The following is a 24,259-nucleotide window of genomic DNA, read 5'->3' on the forward strand; positions in this document are numbered from 1 at the left end:
CGGTCCTGGCGGTGGCGCGCGGTCCTGGCGGGGGTGGGTGGTTCTGGCGGGGGCGGTGCGCGGTCCTGGCCGTGGGTGGTGGACCGGTCCCGGCGGGCGGTCGCGGCCGGGGTCCCTTCCGGTCCGGGGCGCGGTCGGCCGGCCGGTGCTGGGCGGAGGCGGCCTCGGGTCGGGGCGCCGTCCTGGTGCGGTGGTGTCGGTCAGTGGTCGGCGCGGTGCGCGCGCTGGCCGGTCCGAGTACGGTCGGCGCGTTGACGTGGCATGAACTGGACGGGGAGGGCGGTCTAGATGACCGAGGTCACGGTGGGGCGGAGCGGTACGGCGGGGGCCGGCGCCGGGGCGGCCCGGGAGACGGTGCCGACGGCCGGGGGCGCCGGGCCGGCCGGGCGGGTGCCGGCGGTGCCCGGGTTCGCGCGGTGGCCCGGCGGACCCTCGCCCAAGGGAGAGGGCAAGGCGCTGCGGGGACGGGTCGCGCGGTCCGCGCACGCGGAGTTCGATGCGGACCCCGGCCGGCCGGACGCGGTGACGGCGGTCGAGGAGTCCAACCACGGCCGCCTCCCCGAGCTGACCCCGATCCGGGTCGGCCGGATGGCGGCGACGCCGTTCGCCTTCCTGCGCGGCTCGGCCGGCCTGATGGCGTACGACCTCGCGCGCACCCCCCTGACCGGCATCGGCGCCCAGCTCTGCGGTGACGCCCACGCGGCCAACTTCGGCCTGTACGGCGACGCCCGCGGCGGTCTGGTGATCGACCTGAACGACTTCGACGAGACCGTGCACGGACCCTGGGAGTGGGACCTCAAGCGGCTCGCCGCGTCCCTGGTGCTCGCGGGCCGGGAGGCGGGATGCGACGAGGACCGCTGCCGCGAGGCCGCCCGCGACGCGGTCGGCGCCTACCGGCGCACCATGCGGCTGCTGGCCAAGCTTCCCGTCCTGGACGCCTGGAACGCCATCGCGGACGAGGAGCTCGTCTCCCACACCGACGCCCACGACCTGCTCGGCACCCTGGAACGGGTCTCGGAGAAGGCGCGGGCCAACACCAGCGGACGGTTCGCGGCCAAGTCGACGGAGCGGACAGAGGACGGCGGGCGCCGCTTCGTGCCCGCCCCGCCGGTGCTGCGGCGCATACCGGACGCGGAGGCCGCGGCGGTGGCGGCGTCGCTGGAGCAGTACCTGACCACGCTCTCCGAGGACCGGCTCCCGCTGCTGGCCCGCCACGCGGTGCACGACGTCGCGTTCCGGGTGGTCGGCACGGGCAGTGTGGGCACCCGCTCCTACGTCGTGCTGCTGCTGGACCACCGCGGTGAGCCGCTGGTGCTCCAGGTGAAGGAGGCGAGGACGTCGGCGCTGGTGCCGCACCTGGCGACCGTCGGCTTCACGGCGCCCCGGGCGGCGCACGAGGGCCGACGGGTGGTGCTCGGCCAGAAGCGGATGCAGGTCGTGAGCGACATCCTCCTGGGCTGGACGACGGTCGACGGACTCCCCTACCAGGTACGGCAGTTCCGCAACCGCAAGGGCAGCGTCGACCCGGCCGCCCTCCCCGCCGACCAGATCGACGACTACGGCCGCATGACCGGCGCGCTGCTGGCCCGCGCCCACGCCCACAGCGCCGATCCGCGCCTGATCGCCGGTTACTGCGGCAAGAACGAGGAACTGGACGAGGCGATCGGCGCGTTCGCCGTCGCCTACGCCGACCGCACCGAGGCGGACCACGCGGAACTGGTGGCGGCGGTGCGGTCCGGGCGGCTCGCGGCGGAGATGGGGGTGTAGGTCCCGGGCGCCCTTCTTTCCGGCGGGGACGGGAGCGCGGGTCCCGGGCGGTCGCCACTCCCGGGGCCCGGCGCCCGTGGCCCGGGCGGGCGCGCCGCCGCCGTGGCCTACGCTGGTCGGGTGACGACCCCGGAAGCAGAGCAGGGTGACGTCGCCGGAGCGGACCGGGCGACGTCCGAGGACGCGGCGGCGCGGCCCGAGGCGCGGCTTGAGCGGGCCGTACGGGCCGCCGAGCAGGCGCTCATCGAGTACGAGATCGCGGTGGAGACCTTCCGGGTGGAGGTCGAGAACTTCTCCCGGCTGCACGAGCAGCGGCTGGGCCCGCTCTACGCCCGCCTCGACGAGCTGGACGCACAGCTCGCCGAGGCCAGGGCCGCGCGCTCCGGCGATCCCGAGGACCTGCGCAAGGCACAGGAGGCACGGGCCAGGCTGCTGCCGATCCCCGGTGTCGAGGAGCTGATGCACGGCTGGATGGACGGGGACGGACTGTTCCCGGAGGCCGCCGCGATGCTCACGGAGCAGCCGGTGCGGCCCCCGCAGCGGGTGCGCCCCAGCGAGGAGGCCCGCGGCCTCTACCGCGACCTGGCCCGCAAGGCCCACCCCGACCTGGCGCAGGAGGAGGACGAGCGCAAGCGGCGTGAGGAGTTCATCACCCGCGTCAACGCCGCCTATGCCCGCGGTGACGAGAACGAGCTGCGGGAGCTGGCCGCGGAGTGGGCCGCCGGCCCGGCCCCGGCCGAACAGGGCCCGAGCCGCGCCGAGGAGCTCTACGCCCGCCTGGAGTGGCTGGCCCGGCGCAAGGAGATGCTCACGATGGTGGCCGGACAACTGGAGGACAGCGCGATCGCCGCGATGCTCCGGCTGGCCCCCGACGACCCCGACCGCCTCCTGGAGGAGATCGCCGGGCAGCTGCGCGACGACGTGACGGCACGGGAGTCGGAACTGTCGGCGCTGCTGGCGCAGGGGTGACGGCCGGCGCCTTGCGCCCGGTGCGCGGCGACTTTCCCGCCCGCGCCTTCGGGTAGCGTCGGAACCATGCATTTCGGAGCTGGTGTTCCCACGGTCGAGGTCACGGACCTCAAGGACGACGACTTCCTGCTGGACGTCCGCGAGGACGACGAGTGGCAGGCGGGTCACGCCGAGGGGGCGCTGCACATCCCCATCAGTGACTTCGCGGCCCGTTACGGCGAGCTGACCGGGGCGGCGCCCCAGGACGGGCGGGTCAACGTGATCTGCCGTTCCGGTGCGCGTTCGGCCCAGGTCACGATGTACCTGGTCCAGCAGGGCATCGACGCGGTGAACGTCGACGGCGGCATGCAGGCGTGGGCGGCCTCGGGCAGGCCCGTGGTGGCCGGGGACGGCCGCCCCGGCCACGTCCTCTGACCGGTCGCGGGGGCGCGTCCTCCTCCGTCCCCTCCGGCCACCACCGCCCGGCCCGGTACGTGCGCGCCCGCCGTCCGGCGGAGGGCTCCCGGCGGCACCGTACGGGTGAAGGAACCCAGAGCGGTACGAAACGCGGTCGCGGGCGGGTGGCCGTGCCGACCGGGGCTGTGCCCGGCGGGCGGGCCTGAGTACCGTTCCGTGCGGCGCCCGGGAACGGTGCGCGCGGGCGGGTGCGGCGGTGCGCCGTCCCACCTCCCGCGAGCTGCCGGGCTGCCGGGCTGCCGACTGGCCGCGCGGCGGGAAGACGGACCGGGATCGGGGATCGGGGCGGGATGGACGCGCACGAGGAGGGCCCGGGCGGGCCGGGCGGGCGGCAAGGGCCCGAACGGGCAGGTGAGCCTCACGGGACGCACGGAACGCAGCGGACCTACGGGACGCACGAGGCGCCCGGGACGCACGCGGCGCCTGGAACGCAGCGGACCGACGGGACGCACGAGGCGCCCGGGACGCACGAGGCGCCCGGAACGCAGCGGACCTACGGGACGCATGAGGCTCACGAAACGCAGCGGACCGACGAATCTCGGGGGACGGACGGGACGCAGCGGACGGACGGGGCTGACGGCACGGACGTGGTTCCAGAGTCCGTCGCCGGTCCGGCCCCCGTCGACGCGGCCGCCGCCCGTGGTGGGGTCGCCGCGCTCTCCCCGCGGTACCAGATCGGTGCGGCGCTGGCGCTGGCGGTCGTCACGGTGGCCGCGTGTGTGCACCTGGGCACGGTGTTCCTCTTCATCGCACCCTCGAACACGGTGACCAAACAGCACGGCAAGGCCGTCGACGACTGGATCTATCCGGAGTTCGAGCAGAACTGGAAGCTGTTCGCGCCCAACCCGCTCCAGCAGAACGTCGGGGTGCAGGTGCGCGCGGTGACCCGTACGCCGGACGGCAGCGCCCGCACCACCGGCTGGTACGACCTCTCCGCGGAGGACGGCCGGGCCATCGACGGCAACCCGGTGCCGAGTCACACCCAGCAGAACGAGCTGCGCCGGGCCTTCGACGTCTACGCCGCCACGCACGACGGCGAGAACCGTCCGGTCGGGCTGCGCGGCTCGCTGTCGGAGCAGTACCTGCGCCGCATCGTCGTCCTGCGCCTCGGTCGCGACCACGCCGCCGGGCAGGGGGGCGCCCTGGAGCGCGTCCAGGTCCGCGTCCGCACCACCAATGTGCTCCCGCCGCGGTGGAGCACCGAGAAGGCTTCCGCCGCGCCCTCGTTCCGCGAGCTGCCCTGGTGGACGGTGCCGGCCGACGAGGCGCGGGGAGGTGTGCGGTGAACGGCGTCGCGCTCTGCGTCTCCCGGGGGATCGCCCGGGTCACCGAAGCGGCTCTCGGCCCGTACCAGACGGCCGTCATACGCATCGGCTTCTCGGCGACCTGGCTGCTGTTCCTGCTGCGCGAGCTGCCGCACCGCCAGGAACTGTACGGACCCGACGGCCCGTGGAGCTGGGACCTCGCCCGGCAGCTCATCTCCGACAATGGCGCCTTCACGGCGCTGACGTGGTTCCGGGGCCAGTTGTGGTTCGAGACGGTCTACGCGCTGGCCGCGCTGTCGAGCCTGCTGCTCTTGCTGGGCTGGCGCACCCGCACGATGTCCGTGCTCTTCATGATCGGCGTGCTCTCGCTGCAGAACCGCAGCGTCTTCGTGGGCGACGGCGGTGACAACGTCCTCCACCTGATGTCGATCTACCTGGTCTTCACCCGCTGCGGACAGGTGTGGTCGCTGGACGCCCGGCGGGCCGAACGCGTCCGGGCGGCGGGCGAGCGCGGGGAGCGGCTTCCGGACCGGGCCGGTCCGCTGCTGTGGAGCGTGCTCGGCCTGGCCCTCGCCGCGGTCACGGCGGCGGGCAGGCTGGACGGCGAGTGGTTCGTGCCGGCGCTGCTGTGGACTCTCTGGCTGGGCCAGGGGCTGTACTGGGTGGTGGGGCGGCGGGCGCGGTCGGCCGAGCCGCGCGTCCTGCTCGACGTCGTCGCCGGCATCGTGCACAACGGCGCGCTGCTCGTCATCGCGGCCGAGGCGTGCCTGATCTACGCGACGGCCGGCTGGTACAAGGTCCAGGGCTCGCGCTGGCAGGACGGCACGGCCGTGTACTACCCGCTCCACCTGGACTACTTCTCGCCCTGGCCGGCGCTGGCCGACCTGATGTCCGCCAGCGGCACGATGGTGCTGCTGGTGACGTACGGGACGGTGATCGTGCAGGTCGCCTTCCCGTTCACGCTGTTCAACCGGCGGGTCAAGAACGTGCTGCTGGTGGCGATGATGACCGAGCACGCGGTGATCGCGGTCGTCCTGGGACTGCCGTTCTTCTCGCTGGCGATGATCGCGACGGACGCGGTCTTCCTGCCCACCGCGTTCCTGCTCCGGCTGGGCGATCTCGCGGCACGCGGGTGGGCGGCTCTGCCGCGCCGGGCGGTCCGCGCCGAGCCGGCAAAGCCGTGCTCCCCGGAGGACGGCGAGCCCGCCCGCGTAGGCTTCCCGGTATGACCGACCCCGTACGCGACTGGCACCGGTTCGCCGAGGCATCCGTGCTGCTCGACGGCTTCCACGCGCTCAAGCACGCGCTGCGCTTCGGGGCGCGGGTGCCGGTGGCGGTCGCCGTCGACCGGCGGGCGGCGCTCGCCCTCGCCGAGGAGCTGGCCCCGGACGTGCGGGAGACCCTGGACGCGCTGCTGACCGAGGTGGAGCGGGAGACGTACGCGTCGCTGGTGCCGCGCCCGCATCCCACCGGCGTGGCGGCGCTGGCCGTACGGCCCTCCCGGGAGGCGGGGTTGCGGGCGCTCGCGCGCACCCCCCGCAGCGCACCGGTCGTCGTCCTGGACCAGCCGCGCAACCTGGGCAACGCCGGCGCGGTGATCCGGCTGGCGGCCGGGTTCGGGGTGACCGGGGTGGTCACCACGGGCACCCTCGACCCCTGGCACCCGATGGTGGTGCGCGGCGGGGCGGGGCTGCACTTCGCGACCACCGTGGAGCGGCTGACCGTGGCCGAGCTCCCGCGCGGGCCGCTGTACGCCCTCGACCCGGAGGGCGAGGACATCCGCGGGCTGAAGCTGCCCGACGACGCGGTGCTCGCCTTCGGCTCCGAGCGCAGCGGGCTCAGCGCCGAGCTGCGGGAACGCACCGACCATCTGGTGGCCCTGCCGATGCGCCCCCAGGTCTCCAGTTACAACCTCGCCACCAGTGTGGCGATGGCGCTGTACCACTGGAGCGCCACCGGGGGCGCACCCTGAGGACGGGGCCTACGCCTCCCGGCGGACCTCCACCACCCGGAACCGGTTCGCCACGAACGCCCCGTCGCACAGGGCGGAGTTGGCCGCCGGGTTGCCGCCCGAGCCGTGGAAGTCGGAGAAGGCGGCCGTCTGGTTGACGTACACCCCGCCGGTGAGGTTCAGCGAAAGCTGGGCGGCCTCCTCCAGGCACACCTCCCGCACCGCCTGGTCGACCTCCTCGTCGGTCGTGTAGGCGCCCACCGTCATCGCGCCCTTCTCGCGGATCGTGCGCCGCAGCAGCTCCACCGCGTCGGCGGCCGAGTCGACCGCGACGGCGAAGGAGACCGGGCCGAAGCACTCGCTCATGTAGGCGGCCTCGGCGTCCGGCTTGGCGCCGTCCAGCTTGACGATCACCGGCGTGCGGACGACCGCTTCGGGGAAGTCCGGGTTGGTGACCTCGCGGGAGGCGAGGACGACCTCGCCGAGGGAGGCCGCGGCCTCCAGGCGGGCCTTGACGTCGGGGTTGACGATCGCGCCGAGCAGGGCGTTGGCCCGCGCGTCGTCGCCGAGCAGCCCGCCGACGGCCCGGGCGAGGTCGGCGGTCACCTCGTCGAAGGACTTGGGGCCCTGGTCGGTGCGGATGCCGTCGCGCGGGATCAGCAGGTTCTGCGGGGTGGTGCACATCTGGCCGCTGTAGAGGGACAGCGAGAAGGCCAGGTTGCCGAGCATTCCCTGGTAGTCGCCGGTCGACTCCACGACGACCGTGTTGACGCCGGCCTTCTCGGTGTAGACCTGCGCCTGCCGGGCGTTGGCCTCCAGCCAGTCGCCGAAGGACGTCGAGCCCGTGTAGTCGATGATCCGGATCTCCGGACGGGTGGCCAGGGTCTTGGCGATGCCCTCGCCCGGGCGCTCGGCGGCCAGCGCCACCAGGTTCGGGTCGAAGCCGGCCTCGGCGAGCACCTCCCGGGCGACCCGCACGGTGAGCGCCAGCGGCAGCACCGCGCGCGGGTGGGGCTTGACCAGGACCGCGTTGCCGGTGGCCAGGGAGGCGAACAGGCCCGGGTAGCCGTTCCACGTCGGGAAGGTGTTGCAGCCGATGACCAGCCCGATCCCGCGCGGGACCGGGGTGAACCGCTTGGTGAGGGCGAGCGGGTCGCGCTTGCCCTGCGGCTTGGTCCACTCGGCGGCGTCCGGGGTGCGGGTCTGCTCGGCGTAGGCGTACGCCACCGCCTCCAGGCCGCGGTCCTGTGCGTGCGGGCCGCCCGCCTGGAACGCCATCAGGAAGGCCTGGCCGGAGGTGTGCATGACGGCGTGCGCGAACTCGTGCGTCCGGTCGCTGATCCGCTTGAGGATCTCCAGGCAGACCACGGCGCGCGTCTCCGCGCCGGCGTCCCGCCACGCCCGCTGTCCGGCCTTCATGGCCGGCAGCAGCACGTCGAGGTCCGCGTGCGGGTAGGTCACGCCGAGCTCGACGCCGTACGGCGAGACCTCCCCGCCGACCCAGTCGTCCGTACCGGGCTGGCCGAGGTCGAGGCGGGTGCCCAGGAGGGCGTCGAAGGCGGCCTTGCCCGCGGCGGCGTCCAGGCTGCCGTGCTCCCCGTAGGCCTTGGGGTGCTCGGGGTGGGGGGACCAGTACGCGCGCGTGCGGATCGCCTCCAGCGCCTGGTCGAGAGTGGGCCGGTGGCGGGCGATGAGCTCGTGCGCGGTCGGTTCGGCGGCCATGCGGGACCAACTCCTTGTCTCGAGAGCTCCTCGTCGAGCTCGGACCGGGCAGAAACATGGGCGGGGACTGCTGGTCAGGGTTAGAGTAACCGAACGATCGGTCGGGACAAGGGGAGTCGGCCGGTTCTGTGGAAAAGTCGGGCCACGGGGTCCGCCGCGTCTGTGGAAAACGTCGTGCGGGAGGATCGCGCACATGACAGCACTCGACCTCAGCAGCCCGGTGGCCGTCGTCGGCACCGGCACCATGGGCCAGGGCATAGCCCAGGTCGCGCTGGTCGCGGGGCATCCCGTACGCCTGTACGACGCCGTGCCCGGGCGGGCCGGACAGGCGGCCGCCGCGATCGGCGCCCGGCTCGACCGGCTCGTCGACAAGGACCGGCTCACCGCCGCCGACCGGGACGCGGCCCGTGCCCGGCTCGCCGCCGTCGACAGTCTCGCGGAGCTCGCCGACTGCGCGCTGGTCGTGGAGGCCGTCCTGGAACGGCTGGACGTCAAGCAGGCGCTGCTGACGGAGCTGGAGGAGGTCGTCGCCGACGACTGCCTGCTCGCCACCAACACCTCCTCCCTGTCGGTGACCGCGATCGGCGGCGCGCTGCGCGATCCGGGGCGCCTGGTGGGCCTGCACTTCTTCAACCCGGCCCCGCTGCTGCCGCTGGTGGAGGTCGTCTCCGGGTTCGCCACCGACGTCACGTCGGCCACGCGCGCGTACGAGACCGCCCGCGCCTGGGGCAAGACCCCGGTCGCCTGCGCCGACACCCCCGGCTTCATCGTCAACCGCATCGCCCGCCCCTTCTACGCCGAGGCCTTCGCCGTCCTGGAGTCCCAGGGCGCCGACCCCGCCACCATCGACGCCGTGCTGCGCGAGTCCGGCGGCTTCCGGATGGGCGCCTTCGAGCTGACCGACCTGATCGGGCAGGACGTCAACGAGTCCGTCACGCACTCCGTGTGGCAGTCCTTTTTCCAGGACGTGCGCTTCACCCCCTCGCTCGCCCAGCGGCGTCTGGTCGAGTCCGGCCGACTCGGCCGCAAGAGCGGCCACGGCTGGTACGACTACGGCGACGGCGCCGAGCGCCCCGAACCGCACACCGCCGAGCCGGCGCGGCCGCCCGCGTACGTCGTCGTCGAGGGCGACCTGGGTCCCGCGGCCGAGGTGACGGCGCTGATCCGCGAGGCCGGCATCCCGGTCCGCGAGGAGGACGAGGACCACGGCACCCGCCTGGTGCTGCCCAGCGGCGGACAACTGGTCCTCGCCGACGGGCAGACCTCCGTCGAGTTCCGGGACGTCGTCTACTTCGACCTGGCGCTCGACTACCGCCGGGCCACCCGCATCGCCCTGTCCGCCTCCCAGGACACCGACCCGCAGACCCTGGCGGAGGCCGTCGGCCTCTTCCAGGCGCTCGGCAAGGACGTCAGCGTCGTCGGCGACGTCCCGGGCCTGATCGTCGCCCGCACGGTCGCCCGGATCGTCGACCTCGCGCACGACGCCGTCGCCAAGGGGGTGGCCACCGAGGAGGACATCGACACCGCGATGCGCCTGGGCGTCAACTACCCCCTCGGTCCCTTCGAGTGGAGCCGCCGGCTCGGCCGGACCTGGGCCTACGACCTCCTGGACGACCTGCACCTGCGCGACCCCTCCGGGCGCTACGCCCCGTCCCTCGCGCTGTACCGCCACGCCTACGCCGGCGAGAAGAGGGAGAGTGCCTCGTGACCACCGCCAGGCGTGACACGTACACCCCGGAGACGCTGCTGTCGGTGGCGGTGCGGGTCTTCAACGAGCGCGGCTACGACGGCACCTCCATGGAGCACCTGTCCAGGGCGGCGGGCATCTCCAAGTCGTCGATCTACCACCACGTGGCCGGCAAGGAGGAGCTGCTGCGGCGGGCGGTCAGCCGGGCGCTGGACGGACTCTTCGGGATCCTCGACGAGGAACCCGCGCGGGCGGGGCGCGCCGTCGAGCGCCTGGAGTACGTCGTGCGGCGCATGGTCGAGGTGCTCATCGCCGAACTGCCCTACGTGACGCTGCTGCTGCGGGTGCGCGGCAACACCGGGACGGAACGGTGGGCGCTGGAGCGGCGGCGCGAGTTCGACCACCGGGTGGCCGAGCTGCTGCGGGCGGCGGCCGCGGACGGGGACGTGCGCGGCGACGTGGAGGTGCGGCTCGCGACCCGGCTCGTCTTCGGGATGATCAACTCGATCGTGGAGTGGTACCGGCCGGACGGGCGCGGGACGAGCGAGCGGGAAGTGGGCGAAGCGGTGGTCCGGCTGGTCTTCGGGGGGCTGCGCAGGGGCGCGTGAGCGCCTGCCCTGGCGCGGGCGGCGGTGCGGGCGGACGGCGGTGCGGGCGCCGGGGCCGCGCGGGCTCACTCCGGCGTCGGCCGCGCGGGCTCACCCCGGCGTCGGCCGCGCGGGCTCACCCCGGCGTCGGCCGCGCGGGCTCACTCCGGCGTCGGCCGCGCGGGCTCACCCCGGTGGCTCCAGGTCCTCCTCCTCGAACACCAGCAGGGTGCGGGTGCCGAGCACCTCGGGGATCGCCTGGAGCCGGGTGAGCACCACCTCGCGCAGCGCCCGGTTGTCCGGCATGTGCACGAGCAGCAGCACGTCGAAGTCCCCGCCGACCAGCGCGATGTGGGACGCGCCGGGCAGTTCCCGCAGTCGCTCGCGCACCGTGCGCCAGGAGTTCTGCACGATCCTCAGCGTGATGTACGCCGAGGTTCCCTGGCCCGCCCGCTCGTGGTCGACGCGGGCCCCGAAGCCTCGGATGACGCCGTCCTCGATGAGCCGGTTGATGCGGGCGTAGGCGTTGGCGCGCGAGACGTGGGTCCGCTCGGCGACCGACCGTATCGAGGCGCGGCCGTCCGCCTGGAGAATGCGCAGGATCCCCTGATCGATGGCGTCCAGCGGGCGCGGCGGCGGGGCCGCGCCGCCCGGGCCGTCGGCCATTTGTTCAGGTGCCATGTCCCCCCGCCTCCCCGGTGTGGACGTACTGCGTCCATCCCATGCTGTGCAGAACCGTTTGTCCACAGCCCGGGGGCGTCTGTAGCCAAAATGCGCCGACGACCGAACAATCGGTAGGTGAGGCGCCTCACAGCCGACGCGCCTCCCGTAGCCGCTCCCACGAGGAGGTGCCGTCATGACGGTCATGGAGCAGCGGGGTGCGTATCGGCCATCGCCGCCGCCCGCCTGGCAGCCCCGTACCGACCCCGCGCCGCTGCTGCCCGACGCGGAGCCCTACCGCGTCCTGGGGACGGAGGCGGCCGCCAAGGCCGATCCGGAGCTGCTGCGCCGTCTGTACGCCCGGCTGGTGCTCGGCCGCCGTTACAACGCGCAGGCCACCGCCCTGACCAAGCAGGGCCGCCTCGCCGTCTACCCCTCCAGCACCGGCCAGGAGGCCTGCGAGGTCGCCGCCGCGCTCGCCCTTCAGGAGCGCGACTGGCTCTTCCCCAGCTACCGCGACACGCTCGCCGTCGTGGCCCGCGGCGTGGATCCCGTCGAGGCGCTGACGCTGCTGCGCGGCGACTGGCACACCGGCTACGACCCCCGCGAGCACCGGGTCGCCCCGCTGTCCACGCCACTCGCCACCCAGTTGCCGCACGCCGTCGGCCTCGCCCACGCGGCCCGTCTCAAGGGCGACGACGTGGTGGCGCTGGCCATGGTCGGCGACGGCGGCACCAGCGAGGGCGACTTCCACGAGGCGCTGAACTTCGCCGCCGTCTGGCAGGCGCCCGTCGTCTTCCTCGTGCAGAACAACGGCTTCGCCATCTCCGTGCCGCTCGCCAAGCAGACCGCCGCGCCCTCCCTGGCTCACAAGGCCGTCGGTTACGGCATGCCGGGCCGCCTGGTCGACGGCAACGACGCCGCCGCCGTCCACGAGGTGCTCACCGACGCCGTACGGCACGCGCGCGCGGGCGGCGGCCCGACCCTCGTCGAGGCGATCACGTACCGCGTCGACGCCCACACCAACGCCGACGACGCCACCCGGTACCGCGGCGACGCCGAGGTCACCGCCTGGCGCGACCACGATCCGGTCCTGCTGCTGGAGCGGGAGCTGACCGGGCGCGGCCTGCTCGACGAGGACGCCGCCGCGGCCGTCCGGGAGGACGCCGAGACGATGGCCGCGCGGCTGCGCGAGCGCATGAACCAGGACCCGGAACTCGACCCGATGGACCTGTTCGACCACGTCTACGCCGAACCCACCGGTCAACTGCGCGAGCAGCGCGACCTGTTGCGGGCCGAGCTGGTGGCCGAGGCGGAGGAGGGCACGGCCCGATGACCGCCGTCGCGCTCAAGCCGGCCACCATGGCCCAGGCCCTCACCCGCGCCCTGCGCGACGCGATGGCCGCCGACCCCGCCGTACACGTCATGGGCGAGGACGTCGGCACCCTCGGCGGTGTATTCCGCGTCACGGACGGCCTCGCCAAGGAGTTCGGCGACGACCGCTGCACGGACACCCCGCTGGCCGAGGCGGGAATCCTCGGCGCCGCCGTCGGGATGGCGATGTACGGCCTGCGGCCGGTCGTCGAGATGCAGTTCGACGCCTTCGCCTACCCCGCCTTCGAGCAGCTCGCCAGTCATGTGGCAAAGATGCGCAACCGCACGCGCGGGAAGATGCCCCTGCCGATCACCGTGCGGATCCCCTACGGCGGCGGCATCGGCGGAGTGGAGCACCACAGCGACTCCTCCGAGGCGTACTACATGGCGACTCCGGGGCTCCATGTCGTCACGCCCGCGACCGTCGCCGACGCCTACGGCCTGCTGCGCGCCGCCATCGCGTCGGACGACCCGGTCGTCTTCCTCGAACCCAAGCGGCTGTACTGGTCGAAGGACTCCTGGAACCCCGAGGAACCGCAGGGTGTCGAGCCGTTGGGCCGGGCGGTGGTGCGGCGCGTCGGCCGCAGCGCCACGCTGATCACCTACGGGCCGTCCGTGCCCGTCTGCCTGGAGGCCGCCGAGGCGGCCCGGGCCGAGGGCTGGGACCTGGAGGTCGTCGACCTGCGCTCCCTGGTGCCGTTCGACGACGAGACGGTGTGCGCGTCGGTGCGGCGCACCGGACGCGCGGTCGTCGTGCACGAGTCGGGCTCCTTCGGCGGTCCGGGCGGGGAGATCGCCGCCCGGGTCACGGAGCGCTGCTTCCACCACCTGGAGGCGCCGGTGCTGCGCGTGGCCGGGTTCGACATCCCCTACCCGCCGCCGATGCTGGAGCGCCACCACCTGCCCGGCGTCGACCGGATCCTGGACGCCGTGGCGCGTCTGCAGTGGGAGGCCGAGGGCTGATGGCACAGGTGCTGGAGTTCAGGCTCCCCGACCTCGGGGAGGGGCTCACCGAGGCGGAGATCGTCCGCTGGCTGGTGGAGGTGGGCGAGGTCGTCGCCGTGGACCAGCCGGTCGTGGAGGTCGAGACGGCCAAGGCGATGGTCGAGGTGCCCTGCCCGTACGGCGGCGTGGTCACGGCGCGGTTCGGCGAGGAGGGCGCGGAACTCCCCGTCGGAGCCCCCCTGCTGACGGTCGCGGTCGGCGATCCGTCCGGGCCGTCCGCGCCGCAGGGCCCGGCGGACGCTTCCGAGGCGGCCGGCCGGTCCGAGGTGTCCGGGCCGCCCGCCGGGAACGGGACCGGTGGCTCCGGCAACGTCCTGGTCGGCTACGGCACGGGTGCGGCCCCGGCGCGGCGCCGCCGGGTGCGGCCGGCGCGGCCCGTACCCGGCGCGCAGCCGGTCTCCCGGGCCGTGAACGGCCCGGATCCGTCGGCCGGTGCACCGGCCGTCGACGGCGCGCGGGCCTCGTCACCGGCCGTCGGTGACCCGGGGGCCGTGAGCGGTGCCGGGACCGGCCCGGGCGGCCGACGGACGCGTCCGGCCGACGGCCGGGCGTCCACGGCTCCCGCCGGGGCGCCGGTCTCGGTGGCCGGACGGACGGCCGAAGGGCCCGTTCCCGTCATCTCCCCGCTGGTCCGCAGGCTCGCCCGGGAGAACGGCGTGGACCTGCGGCAGTTGCCGGGCTCCGGGCCCCAGGGGCTGATCCTGCGCGCGGACGTCGAGGACGCGCTGCGCCGGGCCGCGGCGGGCACCCGGGCCGCACCGGCGCCGGCCCCGCGGCCCGCCCCCGCCGGCGACCGCATCCCCCTCAAGGGCGTACGGGGCGCAGTCGCGGACAAGCTGTCCCGCAGCCGTCGCGAGATCCCGGACGCGACCTGCTGGGTCGACGCCGACGCGACGGAGCTGATGCGCGCCCGCGCGGCCATGAACGCGGCCGGGGGCCCGAAGATCTCCCTGCTCGCGCTCCTGGCCCGGATCTGCACCGCCGCGCTTGCCCGTTTCCCGGAGCTCAACTCCACGGTCGACACGGAGGCCAGGGAGGTGGTCCGGCTCGACCGGGTCCACCTGGGCTTCGCCGCGCAGACCGAGCGCGGGCTCGTCGTCCCGGTCGTCCGGGACGCGCACACTCGGGACGCAGAGTCGTTGACGGCCGAGTTCGCCCGGCTGACCGACGCGGCCCGGTCCGGCTCCCTCACCCCCGGCGAGCTCACCGGCGGCACCTTCACGCTGAACAACTACGGCGTGTTCGGCGTCGACGGCTCCACGCCGATCATCAACCACCCCGAGGCCGCCATGCTCGGTGTCGGCCGCATCGTCCCCAAACCTTGGGTGCAAGAAGGGGAGTTGGCGGTGCGCCAGGTCGTGCAGCTCTCGCTCACCTTCGACCACCGGGTGTGCGACGGAGGTACTGCGGGCGGATTCCTGCGGTACGTGGCCGACTGCGTGGAACAGCCGGCGGTGCTGCTGCGCACCCTCTGACCGCACGGTCCCGTCCGCGTCCCACGGGATCGCGGACGGGACGCATACTCGTGGGGTGACCGCCCACGAGCCCCTCGGCGCCCCCGGCACCTCTGGTGCCCCCGGCTCCCCCGGCTCTCCTGGCGCCCCCGGGCCGCTCGGAGTCCCCGGCCCGCCAGATGCCCCCGGCCCCTCCGGCGGCCCCGACTCCTTCGGCGCCCCCGGGCCGCCAGGCGTTCCTGGCCCCGCCGGCGGCCCCGGCGCGCCCGGCGGCCCCGGCGCGCCCGGCGGCCCCGGCGCGCCCGGCGGCCCGCGCGGCGATCATCCGGGGGCCTATGACGTCGTCGTGCTCGCCGGCGGCGCCGCCCGGCGGCTCGGCGGCGCGGACAAGCCCGGTGTACGGGTCGGCGGGCGTGCCCTGCTCGACCGTGTGCTCGCCGCCTGCGCGGACGCGCGCACCACCGTCGTCGTGGCCGACCCCAGACCCACCGCGCGGCCGGTGCGGTGGGCGCGCGAGGAACCGCCCGGCGGCGGACCGCTGGCCGCGCTCGACGCGGGACTGCGTCACACCACGGCGGACCATGTCGTAGTCCTCTCCGCTGACCTGCCGTTCCTCGAACCGGGAACCGTCCGAGGGCTGTTGACCGTCCTGCGCGCCGGCCACGCCGACGGCGCCCTGCTCACCGACGCCGACGGCCGCGACCAGCCGCTCGTGGCGGCCTACCGCGCGTCCGCGCTGCGCCGCGTACTGACGTCGCTCGCCGGCACCGCGCCCACCCGTGGCACCGCAGCGGCCGGCGCCCCCACGGACACGACCAACGGCCTCGGCGCACCCGCGTCCGGCGTACCCGCGTCCGGCGCCGCCCCCGGCGGTTCCCTCAGCGGGCTGCCGTTGCGCCGGCTGACGGCCGCGCTCGACCTCGTCCGAGTCCCCGACCAGGTCGCGTCGTTCGACTGCGACACCTGGGGCGACATCGCCACCGCCAGGGCACGCATCAGGGAGCATGGGCACGTGTTGGATGAATGGATTTCCGCAGTCAAGGACGAGCTGGGCATCGACCTGGACGTCGACACCGGCGTACTGCTCGACCTCGCCCGTGATGCCGCCCACGGTGTGGCCCGGCCCGCCGCACCCCTGACCACCTTCCTCGTCGGCTACGCGGCGGCGCGGGCGGAGGGCGGCCCCGACGCGGTCGCCGAGGCCGCACGCAAGGCCGCCGCGCTCGCCCTGAGCTGGGCGGACGAGGGCCGGGACGCCGTGGCGGCCGGTCCCGACGTGGCTCCTGGCCCCACGCCCGACACCAGGCCGGACGCGGGATGACCGCCCCCGGCGTACGCACCGGCGAGGACGTCGAGGACCTCGACGTCGAGGAGGCCCTCGCCCTCGTGAAGGAAGCCAACGGCCACACCACCGACACGGGCCACGGCGGCGACAGCGGCGCCCCCGCCGCCGGACACGCCCCCTTCGACGGCCTGTCCGGCGGCCATGGGACGCCCGCGGCCGGGTCTCCGCACGCCGGGGACGCCCACCACCGGGCCACGCCCTGGCCCCAGGCCCGCGAGACCGCCGCCAGGGCGGCCCGCAGCGCCCGGGCCGCCGACCGCCGCCCACCCGTCACGGTCCCGCTGGAGACCGCCCTGGGGCTGGTCCTGGCCGAGCCGCTCACCGCCCTCACCGACCTCCCCTCCTTCGACGCCTCGGCGATGGACGGCTGGGCGGTCGCCGGCCCCGGCCCCTGGGCCGTGCGTGACGGGGGCGCTCTGGCCGGGCACGAACGGCCCGAGCCGCTGACCGACGGGGAGGCGGTACGGATCGCGACCGGCGCCCGCATCCCGCAGGACACCACGGCCGTACTGCGCAGCGAACACGGCCGCACGGACGCCAAGGGCAGGCTGCACCCCACCCGGGAGATGAGCCACGGCCAGGACATCCGTCCGCGCGGCCAGGAGTGCCGGGGCGGGGACCAGCTGCTGCCGGTCGGCACCCTGGTCACTCCGGCCGTGCTGGGCCTCGCCGCCGCAGCCGGTTACGACACCCTCACCGCGATCCCCCGTCCCCGCGTGGACGTCTTCGTGCTCGGCGACGAACTGCTCGCCGAGGGCCTGCCGCGGGACGGCCGGATCCGGGACGCGCTCGGCCCGATGCTGCCGCCCTGGCTGCGGGCGCTCGGCGCCGAGGTCACCACCGTGCGCCGGATCGGGGACGACGCCAGGGCCCTGCACAAGGCGCTCACCGGATCCGAGGCCGACCTGATCGTGACCACCGGCGGCACGGCCGCCGGACCCGTCGACCACGTTCAGCCCACCTTGCGCCGGATCGGCGCGGAACTGCTGGTGGACGGCGTCAAGGTACGCCCGGGACACCCCATGCTCCTGGCCCGCACCAAGGAGAGGCAGCACCTCGTCGGGCTGCCGGGCAACCCCCTCGCCGCCGTCTCCGGCCTGCTCACACTGGCCGAGCCGCTGCTGCGCACGCTGGCCGCGCGCCCGGCTCCGGAGCCGTACACGATGCCCTTGCAGGGAGCCGTGCAGGGACATCCCTACGACACCCGGCTGGTGCCCGTCGTGCTGCGGGGCGACCACGCGGTTCCGCTGCGCTACAACGGCCCCGCCATGCTGCGGGGCGTCGCGGCGGCCGACGCGCTCGCCGTCGTCCCGCCGGGAGGCGCCCGAGCGGGGCAGGAGGCCGAACTCATCGATCTGCCCTGGGCCGCGGCCGGAATCGGGGTGTGTTTCACGTGAAACTTCCGGGCCATGACGCGATAGCCCGCCAGGCGGACGAGAATCTCGTGACCCATCGGGTGAAACTCCCGAGGAAACTGGTGGAGCGCCCGATACGCCAGGTCGGCAAACGGCTGGCCATGGCTCTGCTGGTACTGGCCGTGACCGTGCTGGTCGTCTACGCCGACCACGACGGCTACCACGACAACGCCGACAGTTCCGTGGACCTGCTCGACGCGGCGTACTACGCCACGGTGACCCTGTCCACCACCGGCTACGGCGACATCACCCCGGTCAGCGACAGCGCCCGGCTGACCAACATCCTCGTCATCACGCCGCTGCGCGTGCTGTTCCTGATCATCCTCGTCGGCACCACGCTCGAAGTGCTCACCGAACGCACTCGTGAGGAATGGCGCCTGAGCCGCTGGAGGTCCGCCTTGCGCGATCACACCGTCGTCGTCGGTTTCGGCACGAAGGGGAGGTCGGCGATCCAGACCGTCTGTGCGACGGGACTGAAGAAGCAGCAGGTCGTCGTGGTCGATCCCAGCGCCAAGGTGATCGACCTGGCCACGGCGGACGGGTACGCGGGAGTGGTCGGCGACGCGACGCGCAGCGAGGTGCTGAAGCGTGCGGAGGTACAGCGGGCCCGGCAGATCATCATCGCCACGCAGCGGGACGACACGGCCGTGCTGGTGACGCTCACCGCCCGGCAGCTGAACCGGGGGGCGAAGATCGTCGCCGCGGTGCGGGAGGAGGAGAACGCACCGCTGCTGAAGCAGTCCGGGGCGGACGCCGTGATCACCAGCGCCAGCGCCGCGGGACGGCTGCTGGGGCTGTCCGTGCTCAGTCCGGCCGCCGGCATGGTCATGGAGGACCTGATCCAGCAGGGCAGTGGGCTGGACCTCGTCGAACGGCCCGTCGTGAAGGCCGAGGTGGGCAAGAGCCCCCGGGAGACCGACGACCTCGTGGTGAGCGTCCTACGCGGACACCGGGTCCTCGGTTACGACGATCCGGCCGCCGCCCCCCTCCAGCTGACGGACCGCCTCATCACCATCGTCCGTGCCACGCCGGAGACCAAGGTCACCCCGGACATCCGCCCGCTGCCGCAGGACTGACCGCGAGTCGGCCCCGGGACCGGCCGCGGGGCGAGTCACCGACCGGCTGTGAGAAACGGAGGATCGGCCACGGGGCGGTCCACCGGCCGGGGACGCGGGGCGAGCCGTCGGCCGGCGGTGAGAACGGCGGCGGACCGTCGGCAGGGCCGACGGCACCGACCGGGCCGGGCCGCGGACCGATGGCAGGGCCGTGCGCGGACTGACGGCGGGACGACGGGGCGCAGGAGTAGCGTCGGCTGCATGCATGCGATCACCATTGAGGAACCCGGCGGACCCGAGACGTTGGCGTGGGAAGAGGTGCCCGATCCGGTGCCCGGTGAGGGGGAGGTGCTGGTCGAAGTGGTGGCCAGCGCCGTCAACCGGGCCGACATCATGCAGCGGCTGGGCTTCTACGACCCGCCGCCCGGCGCCTCCCGGTACCCCGGCCTGGAGTGCGCCGGGCGGATCGCCGCGCTCGGCCCCGGCGTGTCCGGCTGGGCGATCGGCGACGAGGTGTGCGCCCTGCTCTCGGGCGGCGGCTACGCCGAGAAGGTCGCCGTCCCGGCCGGCCAGCTGCTGCCGGTTCCCGGCGGCGTCGACCTCCGGCAGGCCGCCGCGCTGCCCGAGGTGGTCTGCACCGTCTGGTCGAACGTCTTCATGGTCGCCCACCTCCGTCCCGGTGAGACCCTGCTCGTGCACGGCGGCTCCAGCGGCATCGGGACCATGGCGATCCAGCTCGCCAAGTCCGCCGGTGCGCGCGTGGCCGTCACCGCGGGCACCAAGGAGAAGCTGGACTTCTGCGCCGAGCTGGGCGCCGACGTCCTGATCAACTACCGCGAGCAGGACTTCGTCGAGGAGATCCGGCGGGCCACCGACGGGGCCGGCGCCGACGTCATCCTCGACAACATGGGCGCCAAGTACCTGGACCGCAACGTGCAGGCACTCGCCGTCAACGGGCGTCTCGCGATCATCGGCATGCAGGGCGGCGTGAAGGGCGAGCTGAACATCGGCGCGCTGCTCGGCAAGCGGGCCGCCATCAGCGCGACCTCGCTGCGGTCCCGGCCGCTCGGTGAGAAGGCGACCATCGTCGCGGCGGTGCGCGAGCACGTGTGGCCGTTGCTCGCCGACGGGCACGTCCGGCCGATCGTCGACCGGGAGGTGCCGATGAGCGACGCCGCCACCGCCCACCGGGTCGTCGAGGAGAGCGGTCACATCGGCAAGGTGCTGCTGGTGGCGCCCTGACCCGGGGCGTCAGCCCTTGCGCGTCCGGAGGGCGATGAAGGCCAGTCCCAGGCCGAGGCCGATCAGGACCAGTCCGCTGCCCAGGGGCAGGAGCCGGCGTGTGTGCCCGGTCCCGGGCGCGGGCCGGGCGACCGGCCGGGGCGGGTGCGTGTCCGGGGGGCCGGACGACAGCCGGGCGGCCGGCTCGGGCGACCTGGGGGCGGCCGTCGGCGCCGGCGGGCCGGTCGTGCCGCCGGTGCTCTCGCCCCGGCCGTCCGCCGCCTCCCGCGGCGCCGTGCCGACACCCTGCGGCTTCCGGCCGCGCGGTCGGCCCGGCCGGTGCCGTCCCTCACCCGCCCGGCTCCCCGGCCGCGGTGGCCCGGTGGCGGGCGGGGGCGCGGGCGCCGAGGAGCGGGCGGCCGACGGGGGCGGTTCGGGGACGGCGTACGCCGGGGAGGCCGTGGAAGCGGAGACCGAGGGGGCGTGCGAGCGGGGCGGCCCGGCCGAGAGGCCGGCGGCCGGGCGGTCACCGGCCTCCGGGAGCGCGGAGGAAGTGCCGTGCACAGTGGCAGAAGGGGCCCCGGACGCGGGGGCGGAAACGGACGCGGGGGCGGGGGCGGGAACGGTCGCGGCGGTGGGGCCGGGCACAGGGGTGAGGGCGGTCACGGGGGTGAGGGCGGAGGCAGGGGATCCGGACGCGGAGCCGCGGGCCGAGGCGGGTCCGCCGGGCAGTCCGGCCACTGCCGTCGCTATGAGCAGTCCGGTCGCCCGCAGTGCGGCGCGTGGCCATGGAGTCACTTCGGGAATCCCCTCAGGCGCCCGGTCGGTGGAGCACTGGTCCGGCGGTTCGGTGGCACGGCGGTGCGGCGGCGCGGTGCTGCGACGGCTCGGTGCTGCGACGGCGACGGCTCGGTCGTGCGATGGTGCGACGGCGTGTTGGGGACAACGATCACATAAATGGGAAACCGGGGCATTCCGGGACCGGCCGCCGAGCCGGAACCGCTGCACAATCCGGTTATGTCGATACGTCACGGGCTGCTGGCGCTCCTGGAGGCCGGACCCCGCCACGGCTCCTGGATCCGCACCGAGTTCGAGGCCCGCACGGGGGCGGCCTGGCCGCTGGACCCGGGGCGGGTCAGTGCCACGCTGGGCGGCCTGGAACGGGACGGCCTGGTCGCCCGGGAGGGCGTGGACGCGGCCGGACGGGTGATGTACGCGCTGACCGAGGAGGGCCGCGCCGAACTGCGGGCGTGGTTCGTGCGGCCGGTGGAGCGCACGGCGCCGCCCCGCGACGAGCTGGCCGTCAAGCTGGTGCTGGCGGTGGCGGCGCCCGGCGTCGACGTGCGCGAGGTCGTCGAGGCGCAGCGCCGGCACGTGTCCGGGGCGCTCCAGGACTACGTACGGCAGCGGGCCGAGGTCCTGGCGGCGCGGCCCGGGCGTCCCGAGGAGGTGGCCCGGCTGCTGGTGCTGGAGCAGCGGATCTGCCACGCGGAGGCCGAGTCGCGCTGGCTGGACCACTGTGCGGCCCGCCTGCTGCGCCTGCACCTCCCGGAGGGCGCCGACGGCGCCGGGAGGGGGGAGTGAGGGCCGCCCGACCCGGGCTCACTCGTTGTGCCGGAATCGCTGCGTACAGGGTGGATCACCTTCCGCAGGGGGCACCTGGAAGGTGTGACGCACAGGTGCGAGAGAATGGCCGCATGGAGATGCCGAGGAACGAACGGTCGCCGGAGAATCCGCAGATCCTGGTCGTGGGCCAGGACGGCATGGCACTCGGCGGCGGTGGGGACGACGATTCCCGTGAGACCCCGGTGACGGAGCAGGTGGAGCAGCCCGCCAAGGTCATGCGGATCGGCAGCATGATCAAGCAGCTCCTCGAGGAGGTGCGCGCCGCTCCTCTGGACGAGGCCAGCCGGGCCCGGCTGAAGGAGATCCACGCCAGCTCGGTGAAGGAGCTGGAGGACGGGCTGGCGCCGGAGCTCGTGGAGGAGCTGGAGCGGCTCTCCCTGCCCTTCACGGACGAGAGCGTGCCCAGCGACGCCGAACTGCGCATCGCGCAGGCGCAGCTGGTGGGCTGGCTGGAGGGCCTCTTCCACGGGATCCAGACGACCCTGTTCGCCCAGCAGATGGCCGCCCGGGCCCAGTTGGAGCAGATGCGCCGGGCCCTCCCGCCGGGCGTCGGCCACGACGGCGAGGACGGCCACCCGGGCGCCCGCACGGGCGGCCCGTACCTGTAGGCCCTCAGGACGACGTGTTAGGGGCCCGGCGGACGAGCGCCGGGCCCCGAACGCGTGTGGTGATCCGGCTCACGGGGAGCGCCGAGTCGTCGGCGGCCGGGCTCCGGTCACTGGGGCGGGTTGCCGGTCGAGACGCTGAGCTCGATGGTCGGCATCTCCTTCGGATCCACGTCCGTGTCGGCGGCGGGGAACTGGTTCAGGACGGTGCCGTCACCCCAGGTGTTGTCGTCCTGGTACTTGACGCTCAGCCTCCAGCCCGCGGCCTGGAGGCAGGTCTTCACCGACTTGATGTACTTGAACTGGAAGTTCGGCACCCGGATCTTGTCCGGGTCGTCGTACGACTCCTGCGGCTCGGCGCACTTCTCCTTGTCGATCGTCTTCGACGGGTCCGGCCCGCGGTAGCCCGAGGGATGACCGGTCGCCGACGCGCTCGCGCTGCTCCCACTGCCGCCGCCCTCGGTGTCGTCACCGCCGCCGCCGTTCACCAGCAGCGCGGCGAGCAGACCGCCGACCGCCACGACGGCGACCACGATCGAGCCGATGACGACCGGCTTGTTGCCGCCCCTGCCGCCCTGCGAGGGGCCGGAGGAGGCGGGGGGCGGGGGCGTGATGTTGTACGGCGGCGTCGCGGCCTGCTGCGGCGGGTACCCGCTCGGGCCGGGCGCCGCCGGGTAGCCGCCCTGCTGCGGATAGCCGTACCCCGGCGACGGCATCGCCGGCGCCGGGGCCCCGTACGGGTTCGGGTGCGGCGTCGGCGCGTGGGCCGGGGTGGGCTGGTACGGCGTCTGCACGCTGCCCACGGGCGGCGGGGCGGTGTCGACCGGGGGGAAGACGGCGGAGCCGACGCCCGCGCCGCTGGGCGTCTGGGCGCCCGGGACGATGCTGGGCGGGGCCGCCTGGAAGGAGGCCGCCACGCGCAGGCACTCGTCGCGCATGGATTCGGCGTTCGGGAAGCGCTCGTTGGGGTTCTTCCGCAGCGCGCGGGCGACCAGCGCGTCCACCGCCGGGGGCAGGGAGCGGTTGATCGAGGAGGGCGCGACCGGCTCCTCCTGCACATGCGCGTACGCGATGGCCAGCGGCGAGTCGGCGTCGAACGGGAGCCGTCCGGTGACGAGCTGGAAGAGCATGATGCCGACCGAGTACAGGTCGGAGCGGGCGTCCACGCCCCGGCCCAGCGCCTGTTCCGGCGAGAGGTACTGCGGGGTGCCGACGACCATGCCGGTCTGGGTCATCGAGGTGACGCCGGACTGCATGGCGCGGGCGATGCCGAAGTCCATGACCTTGACGACGCCGCGCTTGGTCGTCATCACGTTGCCCGGCTTGATGTCCCGGTGGACCAGCCCCATCTCATGGCTGATCTCCAGCGCGGCGAGCACGTCCGCGGTGACCTTCAGGGCCTTGTCGACGGGCATCGCGCCGTACTGCCGGACGTCCTGCTCGAGCACCGAGCCCAGCGGCCGGCCCTCGATGTACTCCATGACGATGTACGGCGTCGCCATGCCGTCCAGTTCGTCCTCGCCGGTGTCGAAGACGGAGACGATGTTGGTGTGCGTGAGCTTCGCCACTGCCTGGGCCTCGCGGCGGAACCGCTCGCGGAACGCCGGTTCGCGGCCCAGCTCGGTGTGGAGCGTCTTGATCGCCACCTGGCGGTCGAGCACGGCGTCGTAGGCGAGGTGCACCGAGGCCATGCCGCCCTCGCCGAGCAAGTCGCGCAGCTGGTAGCGGCCGCCGGCCAGTGCCCGCCCCGCGAACCGGCCCTGTGCGCCGTCCTGGCTCATCTTCTGCGTCCCCCATAGGCACGCGCGGGGCAGCGGCTGCTGTGCTCGCGCGATCGGCTGTCCGTCGACCGGTCGGTGACCGGTCGCGGCCGATCCCGTGGCCGGACCGCCCGACCGACCGCGCGACCGGACCGGGTGGCCGGACCGTGCGACCGGGCCGTACGACCGGGATTCGTGACCGGATCCCGATGATCGAATGCGTTATTCCCGGCCAAGTCTGCCCCAGGGCACCGACACGTCAAGCTCGGTGCCCGTTCCGTGACCGTACGCGAAAGAAGCGTCGCGGAAGCGTTACAGCGGGCGTTCGGCCGGTA

20 protein-coding genes are annotated in these 24,259 nt (G+C 74.4%); 17 read left to right on the plus strand and 3 right to left on the minus strand.

Annotated elements, in window-relative coordinates; genetic code table 11:
- Window positions 1-288 precede the first annotated feature (288 nt).
- The 6 genes from ACF061_RS09925 to ACF061_RS09950 all read left to right on the plus strand — a co-directional run bounded on the left by ACF061_RS09925 (window position 289) and on the right by ACF061_RS09950 (window position 6,429).
- Window positions 289-1,767 (plus strand): DUF2252 domain-containing protein, encoded by a 1,479-nt coding sequence (locus tag ACF061_RS09925; protein ID WP_392266330.1) that lies wholly within the window; start codon window positions 289-291, stop codon window positions 1,765-1,767.
- 120 nt (window positions 1,768-1,887) lie between these two features.
- The gene (locus ACF061_RS09930; RefSeq protein WP_392266331.1) at window positions 1,888-2,736 is read left to right on the plus strand and encodes a hypothetical protein; all 849 of its coding nucleotides are present in this window, start codon (window positions 1,888-1,890) and stop codon (window positions 2,734-2,736) included.
- Between the two features lie 66 nt (window positions 2,737-2,802).
- Window positions 2,803-3,150: a rhodanese-like domain-containing protein gene (locus ACF061_RS09935; RefSeq protein WP_392266332.1), complete on the plus strand. Its 348-nt coding sequence runs from the start codon at window positions 2,803-2,805 to the stop codon at window positions 3,148-3,150.
- Between the two features lie 332 nt (window positions 3,151-3,482).
- On the plus strand, window positions 3,483-4,478 hold the full coding sequence (locus tag ACF061_RS09940; protein WP_392266333.1) for a DUF5819 family protein: 996 nt from the start codon (window positions 3,483-3,485) through the stop codon (window positions 4,476-4,478).
- Complete coding sequence (locus ACF061_RS09945) at window positions 4,475-5,686, plus strand: HTTM domain-containing protein (RefSeq protein ID WP_392266334.1); 1,212 nt, start codon at window positions 4,475-4,477, stop codon at window positions 5,684-5,686. The genes ACF061_RS09940 and ACF061_RS09945 overlap by 4 nt, the downstream gene beginning before the upstream one ends.
- On the plus strand, window positions 5,683-6,429 hold the full coding sequence (locus tag ACF061_RS09950) for a TrmH family RNA methyltransferase (RefSeq protein WP_392266335.1): 747 nt from the start codon (window positions 5,683-5,685) through the stop codon (window positions 6,427-6,429). Before ACF061_RS09945 ends, ACF061_RS09950 begins: the two co-directional genes overlap by 4 nt.
- Before the next feature lie 9 nt (window positions 6,430-6,438).
- Here ACF061_RS09950 and paaN read toward each other — a convergent pair whose 3' ends face one another.
- Window positions 6,439-8,130 carry a phenylacetic acid degradation protein PaaN gene (paaN, locus tag ACF061_RS09955; RefSeq protein ID WP_392266336.1) on the minus strand — a complete coding sequence of 564 codons (1,692 nt, stop codon included), beginning with the start codon at window positions 8,128-8,130 and terminating at the stop codon, window positions 6,439-6,441.
- 193 nt (window positions 8,131-8,323) lie between these two features.
- On the opposite strand from paaN, the gene ACF061_RS09960 reads away from it, so the two are divergent.
- The gene (locus ACF061_RS09960) at window positions 8,324-9,838 is read left to right on the plus strand and encodes a 3-hydroxyacyl-CoA dehydrogenase (RefSeq protein ID WP_392266337.1); all 1,515 of its coding nucleotides are present in this window, start codon (window positions 8,324-8,326) and stop codon (window positions 9,836-9,838) included.
- Window positions 9,835-10,425 carry a TetR/AcrR family transcriptional regulator gene (locus ACF061_RS09965; RefSeq protein ID WP_392266338.1) on the plus strand — a complete coding sequence of 197 codons (591 nt, stop codon included), beginning with the start codon at window positions 9,835-9,837 and terminating at the stop codon, window positions 10,423-10,425. Before ACF061_RS09960 ends, ACF061_RS09965 begins: the two co-directional genes overlap by 4 nt.
- A gap of 165 nt (window positions 10,426-10,590) precedes the next feature.
- On the opposite strand, the gene ACF061_RS09970 is transcribed toward ACF061_RS09965, so the two are convergent.
- Window positions 10,591-11,070, minus strand: coding sequence for an Lrp/AsnC family transcriptional regulator (locus tag ACF061_RS09970; protein ID WP_392266629.1), 480 nt, complete (start codon window positions 11,068-11,070; stop codon window positions 10,591-10,593).
- A gap of 190 nt (window positions 11,071-11,260) precedes the next feature.
- On the opposite strand from ACF061_RS09970, the gene pdhA reads away from it, so the two are divergent.
- The 9 genes from pdhA (at window position 11,261) to ACF061_RS10015 (ending at window position 22,167) form a co-directional block, all read left to right on the plus strand.
- On the plus strand, window positions 11,261-12,400 hold the full coding sequence (gene pdhA, locus ACF061_RS09975; protein WP_392266339.1) for a pyruvate dehydrogenase (acetyl-transferring) E1 component subunit alpha: 1,140 nt from the start codon (window positions 11,261-11,263) through the stop codon (window positions 12,398-12,400).
- A complete protein-coding gene (locus ACF061_RS09980; RefSeq protein WP_392266340.1) occupies window positions 12,397-13,401 on the plus strand; it encodes an alpha-ketoacid dehydrogenase subunit beta in 1,005 nt (334 codons plus the stop codon). Before pdhA ends, ACF061_RS09980 begins: the two co-directional genes overlap by 4 nt.
- Window positions 13,401-14,918 (plus strand): dihydrolipoamide acetyltransferase family protein, encoded by a 1,518-nt coding sequence (locus tag ACF061_RS09985; protein WP_392266341.1) that lies wholly within the window; start codon window positions 13,401-13,403, stop codon window positions 14,916-14,918. Before ACF061_RS09980 ends, ACF061_RS09985 begins: the two co-directional genes overlap by 1 nt.
- Window positions 14,919-15,243: 325 nt before the next feature.
- Entirely contained in the window at window positions 15,244-16,218 is a 975-nt protein-coding gene (locus ACF061_RS09990) for an NTP transferase domain-containing protein (RefSeq protein ID WP_392266342.1), read from the plus strand.
- Complete coding sequence (locus ACF061_RS09995; RefSeq protein WP_392266343.1) at window positions 16,215-17,639, plus strand: molybdopterin molybdotransferase MoeA; 1,425 nt, start codon at window positions 16,215-16,217, stop codon at window positions 17,637-17,639. Before ACF061_RS09990 ends, ACF061_RS09995 begins: the two co-directional genes overlap by 4 nt.
- Window positions 17,636-18,733: a potassium channel family protein gene (locus tag ACF061_RS10000; protein ID WP_392266344.1), complete on the plus strand. Its 1,098-nt coding sequence runs from the start codon at window positions 17,636-17,638 to the stop codon at window positions 18,731-18,733. The genes ACF061_RS09995 and ACF061_RS10000 overlap by 4 nt, the downstream gene beginning before the upstream one ends.
- A gap of 240 nt (window positions 18,734-18,973) precedes the next feature.
- A complete protein-coding gene (locus ACF061_RS10005; protein WP_392266345.1) occupies window positions 18,974-19,954 on the plus strand; it encodes an NAD(P)H-quinone oxidoreductase in 981 nt (326 codons plus the stop codon).
- 996 nt (window positions 19,955-20,950) lie between these two features.
- Window positions 20,951-21,517 (plus strand): PadR family transcriptional regulator, encoded by a 567-nt coding sequence (locus tag ACF061_RS10010; protein WP_392266346.1) that lies wholly within the window; start codon window positions 20,951-20,953, stop codon window positions 21,515-21,517.
- A 113-nt stretch (window positions 21,518-21,630) separates the two neighbouring features.
- Window positions 21,631-22,167 (plus strand): bacterial proteasome activator family protein, encoded by a 537-nt coding sequence (locus tag ACF061_RS10015; protein ID WP_392266347.1) that lies wholly within the window; start codon window positions 21,631-21,633, stop codon window positions 22,165-22,167.
- Between the two features lie 107 nt (window positions 22,168-22,274).
- Here the strand turns inward: ACF061_RS10015 and ACF061_RS10020 are convergent, their stop codons facing one another.
- Window positions 22,275-23,945, minus strand: coding sequence for a protein kinase (locus ACF061_RS10020; RefSeq protein ID WP_392266348.1), 1,671 nt, complete (start codon window positions 23,943-23,945; stop codon window positions 22,275-22,277).
- Between the last annotated feature and the right edge of the window lie 314 nt (window positions 23,946-24,259).

This window comes from Streptomyces sp. NPDC015220, from assembly GCF_043079345.1.
In the GTDB taxonomy this organism is placed as follows: Bacteria; Actinomycetota; Actinomycetes; order Streptomycetales; family Streptomycetaceae; genus Streptomyces.